This is a genomic window from Bacteroidota bacterium, from assembly GCA_017303905.1.
Lineage (GTDB): Bacteria > Bacteroidota > Bacteroidia > B-17B0 > Aurantibacillaceae > JAHEYG01.
Genome location: JAFLBH010000005.1, coordinates 310925 through 330895 on the forward strand (window position 1 = coordinate 310925; position 19971 = coordinate 330895).

15 protein-coding genes are annotated in these 19971 nt (G+C 37.3%); 8 read left to right on the forward strand and 7 right to left on the reverse strand.

Annotation, left to right across the window (positions count from 1 at the left end):
- Positions 1-3: 3 nt before the first annotated feature.
- The 3 genes from J0L69_16690 to polA all read left to right on the forward strand — a co-directional run bounded on the left by J0L69_16690 (position 4) and on the right by polA (position 4550).
- Complete coding sequence (locus J0L69_16690; GenBank protein ID MBN8694834.1) at positions 4-1002, forward strand: M28 family peptidase; 999 nt, start codon at positions 4-6, stop codon at positions 1000-1002.
- Positions 1003-1165: 163 nt separating this feature from the next.
- On the forward strand, positions 1166-1633 hold the full coding sequence (locus J0L69_16695) for a hypothetical protein (protein ID MBN8694835.1): 468 nt from the start codon (positions 1166-1168) through the stop codon (positions 1631-1633).
- A 67-nt stretch (positions 1634-1700) separates the two neighbouring features.
- Positions 1701-4550 carry a DNA polymerase I gene (gene polA / locus J0L69_16700; protein MBN8694836.1) on the forward strand — a complete coding sequence of 950 codons (2850 nt, stop codon included), beginning with the start codon at positions 1701-1703 and terminating at the stop codon, positions 4548-4550.
- 49 nt (positions 4551-4599) lie between these two features.
- On the opposite strand, the gene J0L69_16705 is transcribed toward polA, so the two are convergent.
- The 5 genes from J0L69_16705 to J0L69_16725 form a co-directional block, all read right to left on the reverse strand.
- Positions 4600-8082: a T9SS type A sorting domain-containing protein gene (locus J0L69_16705; protein MBN8694837.1), complete on the reverse strand. Its 3483-nt coding sequence runs from the start codon at positions 8080-8082 to the stop codon at positions 4600-4602.
- Between the two features lie 118 nt (positions 8083-8200).
- Positions 8201-8476: a hypothetical protein gene (locus tag J0L69_16710; protein MBN8694838.1), complete on the reverse strand. Its 276-nt coding sequence runs from the start codon at positions 8474-8476 to the stop codon at positions 8201-8203.
- A gap of 106 nt (positions 8477-8582) precedes the next feature.
- Positions 8583-9323 carry a response regulator transcription factor gene (locus J0L69_16715; GenBank protein ID MBN8694839.1) on the reverse strand — a complete coding sequence of 247 codons (741 nt, stop codon included), beginning with the start codon at positions 9321-9323 and terminating at the stop codon, positions 8583-8585.
- Positions 9320-11185, reverse strand: a complete 1866-nt coding sequence (locus J0L69_16720) for a histidine kinase (protein ID MBN8694840.1) — start codon at positions 11183-11185, stop codon at positions 9320-9322. Before J0L69_16720 ends, J0L69_16715 begins: the two co-directional genes overlap by 4 nt.
- A 102-nt stretch (positions 11186-11287) precedes the next feature.
- Entirely contained in the window at positions 11288-11950 is a 663-nt protein-coding gene (locus J0L69_16725) for a CBS domain-containing protein (GenBank protein MBN8694841.1), read from the reverse strand.
- 133 nt (positions 11951-12083) lie between these two features.
- Between J0L69_16725 and J0L69_16730 the strand changes: the two genes are divergently transcribed.
- Positions 12084-12800 carry a pyridoxine 5'-phosphate synthase gene (locus J0L69_16730; protein MBN8694842.1) on the forward strand — a complete coding sequence of 239 codons (717 nt, stop codon included), beginning with the start codon at positions 12084-12086 and terminating at the stop codon, positions 12798-12800.
- Positions 12801-12890: 90 nt separating this feature from the next.
- On the opposite strand, the gene J0L69_16735 is transcribed toward J0L69_16730, so the two are convergent.
- Both J0L69_16735 and pgeF read right to left on the reverse strand, forming a co-directional pair.
- Positions 12891-13343: a hypothetical protein gene (locus tag J0L69_16735; protein MBN8694843.1), complete on the reverse strand. Its 453-nt coding sequence runs from the start codon at positions 13341-13343 to the stop codon at positions 12891-12893.
- Between the two features lie 28 nt (positions 13344-13371).
- Positions 13372-14103: a peptidoglycan editing factor PgeF gene (gene pgeF / locus J0L69_16740; GenBank protein ID MBN8694844.1), complete on the reverse strand. Its 732-nt coding sequence runs from the start codon at positions 14101-14103 to the stop codon at positions 13372-13374.
- 195 nt (positions 14104-14298) lie between these two features.
- Here pgeF and tnpA point away from each other — a divergent pair, with 195 nt between their 5' ends.
- From tnpA to J0L69_16760, 4 genes are all read left to right on the forward strand, one after another.
- Positions 14299-14727 (forward strand): IS200/IS605 family transposase, encoded by a 429-nt coding sequence (gene tnpA / locus J0L69_16745; GenBank protein MBN8694845.1) that lies wholly within the window; start codon positions 14299-14301, stop codon positions 14725-14727.
- A 519-nt stretch (positions 14728-15246) separates the two neighbouring features.
- Positions 15247-16431 (forward strand): DNA polymerase IV, encoded by a 1185-nt coding sequence (gene dinB, locus J0L69_16750; protein ID MBN8694846.1) that lies wholly within the window; start codon positions 15247-15249, stop codon positions 16429-16431.
- Positions 16431-19445: a DNA polymerase III subunit alpha gene (locus tag J0L69_16755; GenBank protein MBN8694847.1), complete on the forward strand. Its 3015-nt coding sequence runs from the start codon at positions 16431-16433 to the stop codon at positions 19443-19445. The genes dinB and J0L69_16755 overlap by 1 nt, the downstream gene beginning before the upstream one ends.
- 9 nt (positions 19446-19454) lie before the next feature.
- A complete protein-coding gene (locus J0L69_16760) occupies positions 19455-19940 on the forward strand; it encodes a hypothetical protein (GenBank protein ID MBN8694848.1) in 486 nt (161 codons plus the stop codon).
- Positions 19941-19971: the final 31 nt, after the last annotated feature.

Sequence of the window (19971 nt, forward strand, 5' to 3'; positions counted from 1 at the left end):
ATCATGAAACTTTTATTAAGATTACTTTCAATTGTTTTTATTGTTGCATTTTTTGCCTGTGAAAACAAATCAACTGAAACAACTGAAGACAATTCAACAACCGCTACTACCCCAACGGTTGCTGCGAAGCCGCGTGTAGTTCCGCCCGATTTCAATCAGGATAGTGCTTATGCCTATATCGTTAAACAAAGTGATATGGGGCCGCGTGTACCCGGCAGCAACGCACACAAAAAAGCAGTAGCTTACTACGAAAGTTTTTTTAAATCACTTGGCGCCAATGTAAAAGTAATGGGTGGAAATACGAACACTTACGATGGAAAACAATGGCGCATCGATAACGTCATTGCATCCTTTCATCCGGAAGCAAAAACAAGAATATTATTGTGTGCGCATTATGACAGCAGACCTATTTCAGATAAAGACCCAAAGCCTGAAAACAAAACAAAACCTTGTCCCGGTGTAAACGACGGAGCAAGTGGCGTTGGTGTTTTAATGGAAGTTGCACGAAATATTGCTGCCAAAAATCCGGGAGTTGGTATTGATATTATTTTATTTGACTTGGAAGATTATGGTGATAACGGCGATCCGAATTCATGGGCCTTAGGTTCACTGGATTGGTCACGCAATCCGCATCGCCCGGGATACAAAGCAAAATACGGTGTATTACTTGACATGGTAGGCGCTAAAAATGCCATCTTCCCTAAGGAAGGTTTATCGGTGTTTCATGCAAATGATGTAGTCAATAAAATCTGGAATACAGCAGAAACCTTAGGATACGGTAATTATTTCATACAAGAAGAATCGGCTGAAATGACCGACGATCATTCAGCCATTAACAAAATTGCCGGCATTCCTTGCGTGGATATTCTACATTACAACCATGTTACCAATCAGTTTTTTGAACATCATCACACCACCACCGATGATATCAACACAATTGATAAGAACACTTTAAAGGCAGTGGGTCAAACCCTGCTGGAAGTACTCTATAACGAAGAGTAATTTCAACAATTTTACTGAATTACTAACACCTCATTTCAGAGGAGAAATAATTTTATTTTCTTTGTATGACAATATGAAAACAACTAAATTATTTCTATTCGCACTATTAATAGGCGGCTTGTGCAATTTTAGTTTTGCCCAAATTACCTTTGTTAAAGGTTATATGATAAACGATAAAGGCGACACCTTGAAAGGTGAAATCAAAATGAACCCTAAAAAAGAATTTGATCAATACAATAAGGTTTTCTTTAAGGATGAAAGTGGTGTTCAGAAAAATTACAAACCGGATAAAGTAAAAGGATACGGCTTCGACAACAAACATTTTATTGCAGCCAAATACGAAGGCGATATGCTCTTCTATAAAATTCTGTGCAACGGAAAACTCATGCTTTACGAAATGATGTACGAGGTGATGCAAATGAACGAAATCAGTTACAAGAGCGATTATTATGTATCGAATCCCGGAGATACCGAATACACTAAGCTCAAACAAAATAAATACAAAAAACAATTAGCTGAATTAATGAAAGATAATCCCGATATTGCTGACGAAGATGAAGAAAAGAAATTTGAGATTGAAAAAGTATTGGAACTCGTGAACCAATACAACGATTGGGCTAAATCAAAATAAAATTACTGCAAACACTTTCAGGCAAAGCTGAATTTTACGGCTTTGCTTTTTTATTTAAATAAATATTATGCTGACAAAAAATACCGACAAAAAACTTTTTTTACTCGATGCTTTTGCATTGATATATCGCGCTTACTTTGCGTTCAGCAATAGTCCACGCATTAACTCAAAAGGTTTTAATACCTCAGCTGTTTTTGGTTTTACCAATACTTTACTCGAAATTCTAAATAAAGAGAAACCAAGTCACATTGCTGTGGTATTCGACACCGACGCCCCTACTCAACGTCACGAAGAGTTTGAAGCCTACAAAGCGAATCGCGAAGAAATGCCGGAAGATTTACGCGCAAGCATTCCTCTTATCATAGACTTAATTAAAGGTTTTAACATTGAAGTGATTGGTTTGCCCGGCTATGAAGCGGATGATTTGATAGGTACACTCGCACGCAAAGCTGAGAATTTAGGTTACACCACCTACATGATGACGCCGGATAAAGATTATGGCCAATTAGTAGATGCAAACACTTACATATACAAACCTGCCCGCTTAGGCAATGGTGCAGATGTTTTAGGTGTTGAAGATATTTGCAAGAAATGGGAAATACGAAATGTGGGTGAATTAATTGATATCCTGGGTTTAATGGGTGATAAGGTGGATAACATTCCGGGGATTCCGGGTGTGGGTGAAAAAACAGCCATTCAATTAATAAAAGATTTCGGAAGCATTGAGAATCTATTACAGAATACTGATAAATTAAAAGGCAAATTAAAAGAGAAAGTAGAAAATAATAAAGAAATGGCTATTCAATCAAAGCGACTAGCTACCATTATTATTGATTGTCCGATTGAATTTGACGAACAAAAATTAGTACGTAAAGAATTAAATAAAGATGCTTTGCGTGAATTATTCAAGGAACTTGAATTCAGAAGACTTGGACAAACCTTATTGGGCGAAGATATTGGCGGTAACGAAAGTTTAGCTTCAGAGAAAACTGAATACAAGGCAAAAGCATCGAACGGACAAACAGATTTATTTTCGACTGCTGCTTTTTTTAATGAGCAAAATGGAAATGGCGATGCCGGCGAGTCTGAACCGGAAACAAATCACGAAACTATTTCAACCGTTGCACACCAATACATTTTAGTAGATACAGATGAAAAATTAAATGAACTTATTTCCGTTTTAAATTCCGTACAGGAATATTGTTTCGATTCTGAAACAACAGGACTCAATGCTTTGGAAGCTGAAGTTGTAGGTTTATCGTTTTCAATCAAAGCGCATGAAGCTTACTATGTGTCAATACCTGCGGATAAAAATGAAGCGCAGAAAATACTCGAGAAACTAAGACCCATTTTTGAAAACGAATCCAAAATTTTAATAGGACAAAACATAAAATACGATTATCACATTTTAAAAAACTATAACATCTCCATTAAAAACAAACTGTGGGACACCATGGTCGCGCATTTTTTAATTCAGCCCGACATGCGTCACAACATGGATGTGTTAGCTGAAACTTATCTGAATTATTCGCCCGTTAGTATAGAAACGTTAATTGGGAAAAGAGGAAAAAATCAGCTGAGCATGCGTGATGTTCCTGTTGAGCAAATTAAAGACTATGCAGCAGAAGATGCCGATGTTACCTTTCAATTAAAAGACAAATTTGTTCCGAAGTTGAAAGAAACTGAGACGGAAAAATTATTTACTGAAGTAGAAGTGCCTTTAATAACTGTGTTAGCCGACATGGAACGCGAAGGAATTAATCTGGATGTAAAAGGCTTGAAAGATTTCTCTGCGCAATTAGCAGAAGACATTACAAAAGTAGATGAGGAAATTCAGCAACTCGCCGGTACTAAATTCAATATTTCATCACCAAAGCAAGTAGGAGAAATTTTATTTGAATATTTGAAAATTGTAGATAATCCGAAGAAAACAAAAACAGGACAATACGCCACCAGCGAAGACATCTTAGCTAAGCTCGAAGGTAAACATCCGATAATTTCCAAAATTTTAGATTACCGGGAATTAGTTAAATTAAAAAGTACATATGTAGATGCCCTACCCGATTTAGTAAGCGGTGTAACACATCGCATTCATACTTCTTTCAATCAAGTTGTAGCCGTAACCGGGCGATTAAGTAGCGATAATCCCAATCTTCAAAACATTCCGATTCGTACAGAGCGTGGTCGCCAGATTCGGAAAGCATTTATTCCACGCAATGAAGATTACGTTTTATTAAGCGCCGATTATTCACAGATAGAATTACGTGTTGCTGCTTCTATGAGTGGTGATCCGGGAATGTGTGAAGCATTTAATGCCGGGAAAGATATTCATACGGCAACTGCCGCCAAAGTTTATGGTGTTCCTGAAAATGAAGTAACAAAAGACATGCGTTACAAAGCCAAAAGCGTAAACTTTGGTATCATATACGGACAAGGCGCATTTGGCTTAGCAGAAAATTTAAATATTTCACGCACCGAAGCCAAACAACTCATCGATAATTATTTTAAAGAGTATGAGGGCATCAAAAAATTCATGGATGGGCAAGTGAATTTTGCACGCGAACATGGCTATGTAAAAACTTTATTAGGTAGAAAAAGATGGTTACGTGATATCACATCCAGCAACGCGACTGTCAGAAGTTTTGCAGAGCGAAACGCAATTAATGCACCTATTCAAGGTTCAGCGGCAGACATGATAAAAGTAGCGATGATTAATATCCATAGCGAACTCAGTAAAATGAATATTAAATCGCGCATGGTATTACAGGTGCATGACGAATTAGTGTTTGATGTTTATAAACCGGAATTAGATTTAATTAAACCTATCATTGAAAAACACATGCAACATGCCCTGCCATTAAAAGTACCCGTGGAGGTTGGAATGGGTGTTGGCGTGAATTGGCTGGAAGCACATTAATAAAAAAAAGCGGGCATTGCCCGCTTTTTTACCAAATAAACTACACACATTACTTCGTCACAATTATTTTCTTGTGCAGTTTCGCTGAATTTGAATGCATGTAATAAACACCCTCAGCGAGATTATCAATTTTTATGGTCTCCTCTACCCCCTCCTCTTTTTCAAAGTTGAAAATAACTTGCCCTAATTGGTTATATATTTCAAATACACCACCAATTGAAGTACGGATACTAAATGAACCGTTGTTAGGATTTGGATATACTGTAAATTCATTGCTAATCACTTGCTCTTCTACACCTGAACACACAGATACGGATTGTGTAAACACTGATGTGTTCTCACAACCATTCGCGTCATAACCGGTTACAGTATATGTTGTTGTTGTACTCGGACTCACCGCAACGATAGCTGTTGTAGCACCTGTATTCCAACTATAAGTACTCGCACCACTTGCAGTTAATGTAGCTGTTTGTTGTGTTGGTTGAGTACAAATAATAGGACTGCTTGTTATCACATTCACTGTTGGTAATGGATGAACCGTAACAGTGATTTGAGATGAGTTACTACATCCAGATGCATTTGTACCGGTAACAGTATAGGTTGTTGTGACACTTGGAGAAACTACAGTAGAAGCTGAACCGGCACCTGTACTCCAACTATACGTTGAAGCACCTGACGCGGTTAACGTAGCAGATTGAGGTATAGCGGTTGCACAAGTTGTTGAATTCGATGTTATACTGTTTACACTTGGATTTGTACTTACTCCTATTGTTATTACGGTGCTTCCTGAACATGTTCCGCTGGTTCCGTTAACAGTATAATTTGTAGACACTGATGGTGTAACTGAAATAGTCGTTGAGTTAGAACCAGTATTCCAGGTATAGGTTGAAGCACCTGAAGCGGTTAATACAACAGGAGCGCCCGAACAAGAAACAGAAGCCGATGGAATTATATTCATACTAATGGCAGAACTTACATTTATCGATATGGCCGAAGTTGCACTGCAAATCCCATTGATACCAATAACAGAGTACGTAGTATTTGAAGAAGGTGACACCACCAAAGAATTACCTGTTGCTCCTGTACTCCAAGAATAAGTGGAAGCACCACTCGCAGTTAATGTTGATGATCCTCCTGTGCAAATTGTGGTTGCTGTTGAATTCACCAATAAATTTGGCGCATCATTGTAAATAGTAATTGTTCGTGATGAGCTGCAAGTTCCGTTACTTCCTGTTACTGTATAGGTAGTTGCCACACTTGGCGACACTGCAATTGCTGCAGTCGTTGCCCCGGTATTCCATGTATAAGATGATGCACCTGTTGCAGTAAGTGTAGACGACCCACCCGAACAAATTGTAGCAGAACTAGCGGTGGTATTAACTGTTGGAGTTGGCGAAACGGTTATGGAAATTGTTTTTGAATTGGTACATCCGCCTGTTGTACCTGTAACGGTATACGTTGTACTTAAAGTAGGCGTAACATTAATTGATGCAGAGGTTGAACCGGTGTTCCATGTATAAGTAGTAGCACCCGTTGCCGATAATCCAACGCTACTACCCGGACAAATATTAGAAGTACTTGAGCTTACTACAACCGTTGGAGAAGCTGTTACAGATACCGTTTTATATGTCGACAAATTATAACAATTTGAATTACCCGCAGCTATAAATACACTTCCTCCTGCTGCTCCAACTAATGCGCTAATTGTATTAGTAGTAGAAGTGCCGGTCCATGTTCCGGGTAAATTCCACGAATAGGTAGTTGCGCCTGAAATTGGCGAAACACTATAAATAGTAGTGCTATTAATACAAGCTGTACTTGGACCGAAAATAAATGAAGGTACTGCGGGAACTGTATGAAGTGTAATCGCTAATGTTCTTGAAGGAGAAGCGCATGAACCATTCATTGCCGATACTGTTATTGTTCCGGCTGCAGAACCCGCCGTAATTCCAATTGTATTGGTTCCTGATGTTCCACCATAACCCACAGGTTTTTGCCATGAATAACTTGTCGCTCCAACAACAGGAGCAATACTGTAAGTATTTAATGAATAAGGACACACCAATGTATTACCGGCAATAGCTGCGGGTTGTGCAGGAACAGAATTAGTATTTACTGCCTTAGTTCTGATTGTTGACCAACATGTCCCATTCCCCGCTCTAACCGCAATATTACCATTCACTGTTCCAACTGTTGTGCTGATACTGTTTGTTGTGGATGTTCCTGCCCATGTAGCAGGTATTGCCCATGAATAGGTTGTTGCACCTGCCACTGGTGTAACACTATAAATCTCAGTTGCAGATTGGCAAACATTTATTAAACCGGAAATTGTTCCGGGTTGCGCAGGAACAGTTAAAGTTGTAACTGATAAAGTTCTTACCAAAGATCTGCAACCACCACTATGTGCATAAACACTAAATGTACCTGATGCGGTTCCTGATGTAACAGAAATTGTATTATTCGATGAAGTGCCTGTCCAACCGGAAGGAATTGACCACGTATAAAAATTTGCGCCACCAACAGGTGCTACGCTATAAGTTGCAGTTACACTTGGACAAATAGAAACAGGTCCTGAAATAGTACCCGGTTGAGATGGTGCTGAACAAAATGAAAGTATCGTACCCGCTGTACCAACAGCCCAACCCTGAGTAGAGCTATTCATGTGTAATCCCAATAATAAATTTGTTGTGCCTGAAGCTTGGCTTGTCCATGTTGTACCACCGTTAGCTGTAGTTAAAATAACACCATTGGCGCCAACTGCCCAACCTTGTGTTGCCGAAACAAATTGAACATGTTGCAAGTTTTGTGTTGTACCCGACGTTTGCGCGGTCCAATTTACACCACCATCGGTTGTCGTACGAATAACACCATTGTTACCAACTGCCCATCCTTGAGTTGTTGAAACGAAATAAACATCATTTATATCAGTTGTTACTCCAATAGTATTCACTGTCCAGGATGTACCGCCATTAGTAGTTCTTGCTACCGCACCACCGGCTCCAACAACCCATCCTGTAGTTGCATTAATGAAGAAAACTTTATACCAATTATTAGTTGTGGCTCCTATCAAATTATTTTGTTGCGCCCAGTTTGCTCCTCCGTTTGTGGTTTTAAACCAACTACCGGATGTACCTACCGCGTAACCTGTTGTTGAGCTGCCAAAACTTATTCCATGTATATTGGGCGAATTAAGATACGTTACAGCAGGGGCAGCCCAAGTAGTTCCTCCGTTTGTTGTTCTAATTAACAAACCCACATCACCTACTATAAATCCTGTTGTAGCCGATAAAAATGTAACATCACGGTTTGCATTTGTAAATGGCGAAGATTGAGCCGACCACGTTTGTCCGCCGTTGGATGTTACTCGTATCGTTGCGCCGTCACCTACTGCCCATCCATTTTGAGCTGTTGGAAAGTGAACTGATCTTAGGTTTTGTGTAGTTCCTGAAACTTGTGTATTCCAGGTTTGTGAGTAAACGACAAAACTCATTAGAAATAAATGAGCCAGAATGGTAAGTAATTTTCTTTTCATTGCTTTTGATTTTAAAGCTAAATTCAGCATATACCTTAGCTTAAAAAGCAGAATCCAAATAATGCCTCAAACCAACTAATAAGTGATGGATTTAGACTAATACCTGTGTTTTTGAGGATTATGCGGTTAGGCTGGCTTGCCACTTCATGAATTGCTCCTTGTGAGCATTCAACTCATTCTCCATATCGGTATAATTACCTTGCTCATCCGATTTTTTAAGCTTGGTCAATAAATCCTCTGCCTGCGTTAGAAAATTAACAAACTGATGGGTATTCAAAAACATATTGGTGCTATCCAAACAAGAAAGCACATTGTTAAGATTTTTATAATACACTTTCGTGATTCCCTTAAGACGAACGCTAGAAATATGAAGAGGCTTACTGTTGAATACCATTGTAATTAATCAGTACAAGTTTACAAACAATGAGCGCTCTAAACCCTTTGGATTAACAACTGACTATAACTAATGAATAAATGAAGTATTGTAATGAACCTATGAATCAGAAATTTTTCAGAAAGCTGATAACCACATCTTTTTTTCGTTGAGAAACCGGTACGCGTTGTCCTCCTTCCATAATCAAAAAGCCACCATCATTCTTTTCGAATTTTTCAATTTTATTGGCGTTAATTAAAAAAGAATTATGAACACGTAAAAAATCATACGGCTCAAGAATTTCTTCATACTCCTTTAAATTTTTTGAAACGACTATTTGTTTATTGTTATCAATAAAAAAGGTAGTGTAAATACCGGAAGCCTCACAGCAAATTAAATCTTTGACTTTAATAATATGAATAGCATCTAATTCTTTCAAAACAATTTTCTTTTCTGATTTAGCCAGGTTTCTTTCATTCATAACCGCCACCTGCTCCAGAAATAATTTATTCTTAATATTACTCTCTGCCTTTTGCACGCTCTTTGCTAATTCATCAGGATTGATTGGCTTGGTTAAAAAATCGATGGCGCTAAATCTGAAGGCATCTATCGCATACTTATTATGTGCCGTAATAAAAATTACCTGAAATTTTATCTCACTTAACTTTGACAGCATATCCATGCCTGTTCCATCATCCATCTCCACGTCCGTAAAAACAATATCAGGTTGCAATTCGTGAATTTTTTTTAAGCCACTAACAACACCGTCTGCTTCGGAAACAGAAGTAATTTGCGGACAAAATGCCGTTATCAAATCGACAACCGTTGTTCGGATATTTTTTTCATTATCTATTACGAGTGCCTTCATTTATATATTAAAGGTAATATTATTTCTATTTTCACACCATTCGGCTCGTTTGCATTAACACTGAAGCTTGCATTCGACTTCTTTTCCTTATTTAATAAATATAGTCGGTCTTTCGTGATTTGCATGGCACGCGAAATGTGTTTGTTTGGATTTTCTGACCCCTTACTGATACCGGCTCCGTTATCCTTAATCACTATACATAAATCATTGTTTCTGATTTCAAAATTAAGGTCAATTTTCCCTTTATAGTCAATGCTTCCAAATCCATGCTCAATAGAGTTTTCAAGAAACGGTTGAATCAACATAGAAGGAATAAGTGTCTCAGAAGTTTCAACATCATTGGAAATAGTTGTCTCCAAAGAAAATTTATCGTGTTCTTTTAATTGCTGGAGTTCTATATACTTCTGTATGAACTCTAACTCAGTATCGATAGAAACGTAATCATTATATGAACTCTCCAATGTTTGACGCATTAGGCTGCTGAATTTATATAAATTGAGTGCTACCTTTTTGCCGTCGTTTTCCTTAACCGCAATTCCCTGTAACATTGTTATGGCATTAAAAAAGAAATGTGGATTAATACGAGAACGATTCAAACGCTGTTCGGTTTCTAAAACTTTCTGACGGTTCCTAATTAAACTTTGGCGGTAAAAGAATATAATCACAATAATCAGAAGTATAGTTAATGCGATACCAATAGCAAGTACTCTGATACGTAAATTTTTAATTTCCGCTTCCTGATTTAACTCGCGAATGGTTTTTTCGTTTTGAGCTTTATTATATTTCTGTTCCAATTCAGCAATCTTACCGGTATTCTTTACATCAATGATGCTATCATTGATGCGCGTCATGTTTTCGAATGCCCACAATGCTTTATCCGATTTTCCTGCATCGCGCGCCACCATGTATACAATATCGTAAGCATTTATAACCGATGATACTACATTTTCATTGAGTGCGTGCATTAAACTGGAGTCAGCATATTTTTCCGCGATATCAAATTGTTTTTTCTTACGGTAAATATTGGCTTTATCCCCGTTAATAGAATACAACTCCACACGCATCGGAAATACACGCACGATATTATGTGCGCTATCCAAAAACTTCAAAGAATTATCGAGGTCTTTTACCTTTAAAGACAAGAATGCTTTCTTTCGATAGTATTGTTCTAATAAACGATTATACGGACCTAACTTAACAGCATGAGCACGAATGCCTCCCATAAACATTTCAATGGTATCGAGGTATTTCCTTTCCTTAAAATCCTGATACATGTTGTTGTAACGGTTAGCAAGAATATTGTATAAATGATATTTTTTATAGGATTCCGGTAAACGGCTGATGTAATTCTTTGCCGCGATGGCATAATCACGTGCCTTTTCAGGCTGACTCATTTTTACAAAAATATTTGCAACACGTAAATTACATTCTGCCAATTTCAATGTGCTTTTTTCTGTGTTTGCAAGCTCCATCATTTTTAATCCGTACTCAAGAGCCTTTTCGTAATTGTTATTATAGAAAGCCAGTTCGGCGCATTCAAAATAATATCGGTACTTACAAGCTTCAGACGTGCCGCCTTTTTCAAATAAATTTCCGGCTAAATCCAATAATACTTGTGCCGAATCGGTTTGCGCGTTTTTAATCACCATTTCAGCCTGATACACGTAAGCGTACGCTTTACATTCATCGATACCGTTAGCGAGGAGGCGCTCTATTTCATTGTTTAGTTTTTCATAGTCGGCAATATCTACCAAACTATCCATTTGCTCTTGCATCTTAACGTAATTAAGACAAGCGCATTGTTGAGCCTGTAAAAACGGGATAAATAATAAAAGGACAAATGTTGTAAGTATCAGTCGCATATCTGATTCAAATATAAAGAAATTGAAGCCAGACGAATCAGATTTCTAAACAGCTGTACCTAATTTTTAAATAAATGATGTGATTTTACTAAAATCTGCATTTTAGATATTCAGGAAATGCATGAACTCATCCAGTTTGTTTTTTAAATCAAGCTGGTAGTCGCTTTGCTGGAAGGTAGCTTTAATCGTATAGTTATAACGATTAAAAGTTTGGATAATGCGTGAAAGATCTTCTTTATTAACCTTAATAGTCACCTCAATCTTATTACTGTCGGGCTGACCGGAAACATGCAGACTTAACACCTTTGCGTCATTTCCCTCGATGATATTTCCGATTTGCGTGATAGAATAATCGTTTTGATTTAACTCTAACACAATAACACCACCCGGATTTTGAACAGAAATTAAGTTAGAGAGATTTTGCACGAAACCCTTTAAACTAATGGAACCTTTAAATTTTTCGTTATCATCCAACACCGGCATCACCGTTAGATTTAAAGAAGTCATTAACTTCAGTAAGTCGTAAACATGTTGATGATGATGAATAACAGGTTTTATAAGCGGTAATTGTGCTTGCTTAAATGTTTCTTCGGGTTTATTATAATCCAATAAATCACTTTCGGAAACAACACCGATTAATTCATGATTATTTACAATAGGAAGGTGAGAAACTTTAAATTGCTCCATCCAGTCTAGCGCCATCTCTACAGTATCACTCAGCTTCAGTGGCGGTATTTCGTCGGTTATAAGATCAGAAACTAACATCTACCTTCAAATTTAATCAATCTTATTATTTTAAACGTAAATTTTATTAACTAGTTGCGCCCTTTTAGCAATAATTAATATTTATTTAAAACGTCAGAATTTTACACATATTGCTTAGCTTTGTGGACTCAAAATGGCTAAACTAAGCGTAAACATCAATAAAATTGCCACACTCCGTAACTCAAGAGGCGGCAATATGCCTGATTTAATTAAGGCGGCTATTGACATTGAACGCTTTGGCGCAGAAGGGATAACGGTTCACCCACGCCCGGATGAAAGACATATAAAATATGCCGACGTTTACGAACTTAAAAAAGTTGTAAAAACCGAGTTTAACATTGAAGGAAATCCTAAAGAACAAAAATTTGTTGATCTTGTTTTAGCCGTTAAGCCAACCCAGGTAACTTTGGTTCCCGACTCAACCGGACAATTAACCTCTGATCACGGATGGGATACGATTTCCAATAGAGATTACTTAAAAGAGATTATTGCTGTATTTAAAAATGCGGGCATCCGTACTTCTATTTTTGTTGACGCGGATCTTAAAATGGTTGAAGGTGCCAAAGAAACCGGAACCGATAGAATAGAATTATACACCGAAAGCTACGCGCATTATTACAAAGAAAAACGGGAAGAAATTATTAAACCGTTTACTGCAGCCGCTATTCGTGCTAATGAATTGGGATTAGGTATTAATGCGGGGCACGATTTAAATTTAGATAATCTAAAATTTTTCAAACAAAATATTCCAGGTTTATTGGAGGTTTCAATTGGACACGCTCTGATAAGCGATGCGCTTTATTTTGGCTTAGAGAATACAGTTCAGATGTATTTACGAGAATTAGGCTAACGGCACTTCGACAAGCTCAGTGACCACATTCACTTGAAAAAATTAATTTATTAAACCACGGATGTTTAGTTTATCGAAGCCATTTCCAAACTAACGAATGAACAATCCCCACTCATCATCAAAATCATCTTTCTCCATTTTATGTATCTCTTTTACCCACGCTTTAAACAATTCACGGAACTCTTCAATATCAATTCTCAAAACATTAACGTAATTCTTATCCGCTTCAGTCATATGTTTCAGTCCTGTTGTAGCTGTCAACATCCATTCTGCATGCCATCTGACTATAGCAGCATTCTGCATTGCAATTAGCCAACTGCCACTTCCAACCGCTCCTGCTATTTTTGTCACCATCATCAGAGCTGATTCGTTAAGGTGAAATTCATACATCTCCTTATCATCACCTTTCAATGTTGATCCTAACAACCTTGCTGTTTTCAAAATATCCATTGCCTTCTGATAAATCGGCATGTTACTTTTGTGCTTTTGTTTTCGATTAAAATCGTCATCGTTGGGGTTATCTACAAACCAATCGTCTTCCATAAAATTCTAACTATCTGTTTTTTTAAAATTATTTTATTCCTATCAAAGCCAGCATTCTTCCAGTTTTCCCTTTCTCCAAACGATATGAATAAAATTTAGCATTATCGGAAATAGTGCAACGATCCGATATTTCAATGTTATTTTCCTTCACACCGAATTGTATTAACTGCTTTTTATTCGCCAATTTTAAATCAACATAATATTTATTCTTGCTCGTGTTATACCATTTTTCATCCTCCGAAAAATGAATGGCTACTTCCTCCCCTACTTCAAAATTGTTTTTACCAATACAGGCTCCAATAAAAGCAAGGCAGTCTTCGCCCTTAGTTCCATATTGCTCCTGCATTAACTTCATTGTTTCGCTTACAATCTTTGCTACAGTTCCCCTCCATCCTGCATGAATAGCTGCAACCGCTTTATTCTTTGTATCATAAATTAAAACCGGCGTGCAATCAGCAATAGTAACGCACGCATACACATTTGGCTTGTTCGTAATTATGGCATCATAACCTTCAGCGCCTTGCGGCTTGTCAGCTACCAATATTTTATTGTCATGAATCTGATGACTGTATGCAAGCTGATCAATTGTTATACCTAACTGATTTAAAAACTCATCGCGGGTTTGATGACGGTCGAATAAATCGTTTTCATTACTGAATTCAGTGACAGGCTTCTTGCCGGCCTGCTGCAATAAATCATTTAAACGCGTACTTTGCGCAGCGATGAGATTGTGTGGTTTGAATATTGAAGGAATGAGCATTGGGAATAAAATTAGAAAATGATTTGTAAATAATAGATATCTGTACAATCTGTTCTCAACTAAATTCGATTTTGCTATCATTTATAGCAAGAACTTTGGGGTATTCCCGCTTAATTTTGTGCTTAATAAAACTGTCAAAAACTCGCCCTTCAAGGCGGATATATACTAACAACTACGGGGTTTAGCCCTGAAATTATGGCATACGTAAACATCTATATTCACGCTGTTTGGGGAACGAAAAACCGCTATCCCTTTTTAATTCCCGAGGTGAAAACCGCTGTAATAAATCATATTAAACAAAACGCAGTACTAAAGCAAATTCACGTTGATTGCATTAACGGGGCTAGTGAACATTTACATTGTTTACTGGCATTAAATGCCGACACAAGTATCGCTAAAACAATGAACTTAATTAAAGGGGAATCTGCATTTTGGATAAACAAAAATAAAATTACTACTCTGAAATTTGAATGGGCTGATGAATATTACGCAGCTTCCGTGAGTGGATCCCAATTATATGCTATTAGGAATTATATTAAAAATCAGGAAGAACATCATAGAAAGATTCTATTTAAAGAAGAGTGTGAATCCTTTTTGAAAACACATTCTCAGTTTCAGGGCTAAAGCCCATCAACTATACGTCTAAAGTACACCGCCCTAAAGGGCGGAGATGCAGGCCATAACCGCTAACTTCAACATTACACGCCCTTCATAACCTAAAGTATAAATGTGAAGAAAAACGTAATCATGAAAAAGTATGGTGGACAATAGTACTTTATTTTCAACTAACATCGCCCTTCATGATCTAAAGTATAAATGTGAAGAAAAACATAATCATGAAAAAGTATGGTGGACAAAGGCACTCTATCTTCAACTAACATCGCCCTTCATACCCTAAAGTATAAATGTGAAGAGAAGCGTAATCGTGAACAAGAATGATGAACAAAGGCACTCTATCTTCAACTAACATCGCCCTTTAGGGCGATGCGCTCTCGCGCAACTACCTCCGGGCTTTAGCCCTGAAATCATTTCTCGCCCTTACCTCTGCCAATCAGGCCTTTACTATAATGCTATAATTCATAGCAACAATAAGCTATCTATTGTAGTAACTTTCCCTTGAGTTTTTGCTCCTGTTTTTTACGAATGAACCGCAACGTTATGCATATGGACCTCGACACTTTTTTTGTGTCGGTAGAGCGGAAGATTAATCCAAAGTTAATCGGCATGCCTGTTTTGGTGGGCGGTACCGGCGACAGAGGTGTTGTTGCTTCCTGCAGTTATGAGGCGCGCGCATTCGGTATACATTCTGCCATGCCCATGAAAACCGCCCGCCTTCTTTGTCCGCAAGCTGTTGTGGTGCGTGGCGATCATGAGGCCTACAGTAAACATTCTAATGAGATAACGGATATCATTAAAGAAAGTGTTCCTGTGTATGAAAAAACTTCCATTGATGAATTTTATATTGATCTCACCGGCATGGATCGTTTTTTTGGTTGCTACAAACTCGCTACCGAATTACGTCAAAAAATAATTAAAGAATCCGGATTGCCGATTTCATTTGCACTATCAGCCAACAAAACAGTTTCTAAAATTGGTACTGATCAAGCCAAGCCTAACGGACAAATACAAATTCCATTTGGTGATGAAAAAATATTTTTAGCGCCCTTATCGGTAAAAAAAATACCAATGGTTGGTGATAAAACGTATCATATCCTTCGCGGAATGGGCATCGAAAAAATTAAAACCGTACAGGAAATGCCCATTGAATTGATGCAACAAGTTTTGGGAGAAAATGGAATTTCTATTTGGAAAAAAGCTAACGGTATCGATACATCCCCTGTTGAACCATATAATGAACGGAAGTCACTTTCTACCGAATGTACTTTTGATAAAGACACCATTGATAATGATTTTTTAATTCGCAACCTCATCAGCATGACAGAAAAATTATGTTATCAATTGAGAAGCGAAGAAAAATTAACAGCTTGTGTAACCGTTAAAATCCGTTACTCCGATTTCAACACTTACTCTACACAAGCTCGCATTGCGTATACAGCTCTCGATAGTACATTAATAGAAAAAGTAAAAGAACTGTTTAATAAATTGTATCAAAAGCGCATGCTGGTACGACTTATCGGAGTACGCTTTAGTCATTTAATACAGGGAACTTATCAGTTTGATTTGTTTGATGATAGAACGGAACAAATACAATTGTATGAGGCCATGGATAAAATGCGTAAACGTTTTGGAACAGATGCCGTATTACGTGCCGCCGGCGTAGGAATTAAACAAAGAGATTTTAATCCGTTTAACGGGATTAAAAAATAATGCTCCTAAACTGTCATACATACTACAGCTTTGGTTACGGAACATTAAGTCCTGAAACTCTTTTTAATGAAACAAAATCAAGAGGTTATACTCAGTTTGTTTTATCTGATATCAATAACACATCGGCAATACTAGATGCACTACGACAAAGTAAAGAATATGATTTAAAAATAATTCCAGGCATCGATTTCAGGAATGGCGTTGAGCAATTATACATTGGCATTGCACAAAACAACGAAGGATTTAAAGAACTTAATACTCATCTTACCTATCATCTTCATCATAACATTCCGTTTGACAAACAAGCTCCTTCATTCAATCATGTGTTTGTTGTATATCCGTTATCTAATTATAAAGGACAAATACTTAAAGAACATGAGTTCATTGGTGTTAGCGTAAAAGATCTCACTTCGCTTCCCTTCTCCTCTGCCAAACACCATTACCACAAATTAGTAGTATTACAAACTGCTACTTTTATTGAGAAAAAACATTTTAATGCGCATCGCTTATTGCGCGCCATCGACAGAAATACCTTATTAAGCAAACTTCCCGCGAAGGAACAAGCGGATGCTAACAATATCATCTATGACAGAACCCGTATCGAATCTGCATTTTCCTCTTACCCAAAAGCACTCCAAAATACGGCACACATTTTAAACAGTTGCTCAGTTGAGTTTGAGTTTGGAAAAATGAGCAACAAAAATCTGAAACATTATACCAACAGTGTACAAAACGATATCGAACTCTTACGGAGTGAAAGTTTGAAAGGACTATATTATCGTTACTCTCATCCGAAACCGGAAATTTTAGAACGGGTAGAAAAAGAATTGCGCATCATTGAGAAAATGAATTTCGCTTCTTACTTTCTTATTAATTGGGATATTATCAAATACGCACAACATAAAAACTATTATTACGTAGGTCGCGGCAGTGGTGCTAATAGTATGATTGCATATTTGCTGCGCATAACGGATGTAGACCCGATAGAATTAGATTTATACTTCGAGCGCTTTATTAATGAAAACAGAAGTAATCCGCCTGATTTTGATATAGATTTTTCGTGGACCGACCGCGACGACATGACGCGCTACATTTTTGAAACATTTGGTCCGGAACGAACCGCATTACTGGCCACCTATTCTACTTTCAAAAACGATGCGGTTATCCGTGAACTCGGAAAAGTATTTGGATTGCCGCCAAATGAAATTGAACACCTTCAATATCTCAAAGAAAGAAAATTGCATCCGCAAGATAATTTCGGACAGTTAATTTTCAAGTACAGTTCGTTTATACAAAATTATCCGAGTCACCTCAGCATTCACGCCAGTGGTATTCTCATTTCGGAGGAACCCATCATGGCATACAGCGCTACTTTCATGCCACCTAAAGGTTATGCTACTACACAATTCAGTATGCAGGAAGCTGAAGATATTGGTCTGGCAAAATTTGATATTTTAAGTCAGAGAGGACTGGGAAAAATTAAAGACAGTTTGGAATTAATAAAACTAAACAGCGGAACGGAAATTGACATTCATGATGTAAAAAAGTTTTATGAAGATGAAAAAGTAAAAGACTTATTGCGGGTTGGGAAATGCATTGGTTGCTTTTATGTTGAGTCGCCCGCTATGCGAATGTTGCTGGCCAAATTACAAGCCGATGATTATTTACGATTAGTTGCTGCCAGTTCAATCATAAGACCGGGTGTTGCAAAAAGCGGGATGATGCGTGAGTATATTTTAAGATACCGCGATAAAGCAAGAAGAAAAAAAGCTGAAGATGAGCTTCCTGTTTTTTACAATCTGTTAAAAGAAACATTTGGTGTGATGGTATATCAGGAAGATGTAATTAAAGTAGCGCATCTGTATGCCGGCTTATCTCTAGCTGAAGCAGATTATCTGCGAAGAGGCATGTCGTGGAAGTTTAAACAACGTAACGAATTTCACGAAGTAGAAAAAAGGTTTTTTGATAACTGTAAAGCCAAAGGCTACGATGAAAAAATAACGAAGGATATTTGGATACAAATTGAAAGCTTTGCCAATTTCGCTTTTTCCAAAGGGCACTCGGCCAGTTACGCCGTAGAAAGTTTTCAAGCGCTTTATTTAAAAGCCTATTTCCCCCTCGAGTACATGGTAGCTACACTTAACAACGGAGGCGGATTTTACCGTGTTGATTTATATTTGCATGAAGCGCGCATGCATGGTGCTACCATTATGCCTCCCTGTACTAATAAAAGCGAACTGCTTTGCAGTATTGAAGGTTCAACTATTTATTTGGGCTTAGTGCTGATTGGCGAATTGGAAACACACACGTCGGAAATTATTTTACAGGAACGAAAAAGAAATGGTCTCTACAAAAATCTGTATGACTTTATAAAAAGAACTTCTTTATCATTAGATCAAATCCGTCAGCTAATCCGCATTGGCGCATTTAATTTTACAGGAAAAAATAAAAAAGAATTACTGTGGGAAGCACATTCATGTATAAATCCCATACAGAAAAAAACGCATGAAACCGAATTATTTGATGTAAAGCCAAAGAAATACAAATTACCTACTTTATTCACATCATGGATTGATGATGCTTTTGATGAAATGGAAATATTAGGCTTCACACTAACTTCTCCATTTAAATTATTACGCCATCCGGAAGAAATACGCTCACTAACAGCCACACAACTAAAACAGCACATTGGTAAAGTAGTAGAAATAACAGGCTATCTCGTTACACAAAAAAACACAAAAACTTCGAAAGGAGATTACATGCATTTTGGAACGTTTATTGATGCTGAAGGGCTATGGATTGATACCGTCCACTTTCCACCGGTTGCAAAAGCATTTCCCTTTAAAGGAAAAGGCTGTTACCTAATAAAAGGTAAGGTAACCGAAGAATTTGACTTCTTGACCATTGAAGTACAAGAATTGCATCACATGCCTATGCTGAACCGCGATGATGTAACTGTAAACGAACCGAAAAATTTAATGCCGGATGAAAAACAAAACATAATTTATATGTAATTTTAAATTATGAAATCGGGGTCGTTAAATGAAATAAAAAAAGAGCTACAAGAATTAGAGCCGAACCGACTTGCCGAATTATGTATTAGTTTAGCGAAATACAAAAAAGAAAACAAAGACTATTTAGATTATTTACTTTTTGAAAGTCACGATAAAGATGGCTTTGTAAGTCAGGTAAAACAAGAAATTGATTTACTCTACTCAGAAATTAATCCCGACATGAATTTGTATTATGCAAAAAATATTTTGAGAAAGATTTTACGCATCACAAACAAATACATAAAATATGTTGGTGACAAATCGGTAGCGGTTGATTTACATATTTATTATTGCCGAAAACTAATAGAATCGCGTTTACCCATTGAAAAAAGCGCAAGGCTTGTGAATCTCAAAACTGCAGAAATTAAGAAGATTAAGACCTTACTGATTGCCTTACATCCCGATTTGCAATATGATTACATTAAGGAATTAGAAGAGATGGGTATAAAAATCTGATTCCTGTATTCCTATTTATTCAAGATAATAT